Raw genomic sequence first — 1,339 nt, forward strand, 5'->3', positions numbered from 1 at the left:
CTCATACTTCGCAGGACAGAATCGCCTTAAACCCCTTATGTATAAGTGCTTGTGTAGCTTAAAATAGTATTAACATTTGCTTTTAAGCTACTTTTTTAACACTAAATTTCTCAGCAAAATGTTTAGGTAGTTTTAACATGAAATTATCAATAAATTTATCTATTTGCTCGTCAGTTAAAAACAATAAATCCTGTAGAACTTCTTTTAGTATATCGAGAATAACTCTTAAAACTTCTGAAAAATTTACATCTTGAAGTTCATCGTGAATAAGAAAAAATAATTCACCCATGGTGCGTTCATCCTTATTATTTCTATTTTCTACAGCTAGCATTATATATCTGGTCATGACAATTGTAGTGTGTGCAATCATTGAATCATAAGAAATACCTTGAAATTCTTTTCCAAGATTTAGATAAGATTTACATATTTTAAAGAAAACTTCTATCGACCATCTTTTTCCATAAAGAGCAATAATCTGTTCTTCTGTTAGGCTTAAATCAGTACAAATGAATCCGATCCATTTCTTTTTGTCATTACGGTCCCGAACAAAAACTAGTTTTACATCCAATTTATTATCATCTGCATCATAAATTTGTGCCATTACTGATAAAAGATACTTTGATCTTCCTGGTCGTTTTTTCATTGATTTATATATTTGAGATAATGTTTTTCTTTCACCGTTAAAAATATATTTTATTTTAGTAGTATTTTTAAGCCTACCTATAGTATGTAATTTAAGTTCAAGTATTTTTATTATTGTAGAAGGATAAGAAAACCAACTATCAAACAATACATGTTTTGCAGGTATACCAGCCTTTACAATGGTTTTAAGCATTTCAATCATGACGTCAGTAGACTTTGAGATTGCTTGTTTTCTACGTTTAAAAGCAATAGAATTTTTATTTAGTCCTTCCTTCATTTCACAAAACCTATTCTTTTCTTTCTCTGAACTTTGTAAATTAAATGAAAGAGGTACGAATGTATTTCCATCAGTCCAGCCAGTTGTAAGCATTCTAAAACCTCTTTTATATTTTGTACCTTTGCTTGCGTGATCAAAAACGTTAGATAATAATTCAACTTTTTTGCTTCTAGTTCTACCATAAAATGAATCATCGACAATAAGAGCATTCAGACGATCCTCTGAAGTTAAGTTTGATAAATGTGTTTTAATAACAGTTCCTGATAGTCGTAGTAAAAATGTTTGCCAGTTTATGTACATAGAATTTAAAAATCTATACACGGTATCTTTTCCAAATTTAGGCTCATCACTTTTAGTTTGATAAGTCATATACATACTTTTACCAGTGTAAACTAGCTGCAATAGATAACAAAAAATGTC

Annotated in this window: 1 protein-coding gene; it reads right to left on the reverse strand. The window is 29.3% G+C overall.

The window, feature by feature from the left end; all coding sequences use genetic code 11:
* Positions 1–82: 82 nt before the first annotated feature.
* A partial coding sequence (locus ACREWB_RS16150; RefSeq protein ID WP_431548493.1) for an IS4 family transposase occupies positions 83–1,339 on the reverse strand: 1,257 nt, incomplete at its 5' end.

The sequence above is a fragment of the Clostridium sp. genome (assembly GCF_050717635.1).
Classification (GTDB): Bacteria; Bacillota; Clostridia; order Clostridiales; family Clostridiaceae; genus Clostridium_AD.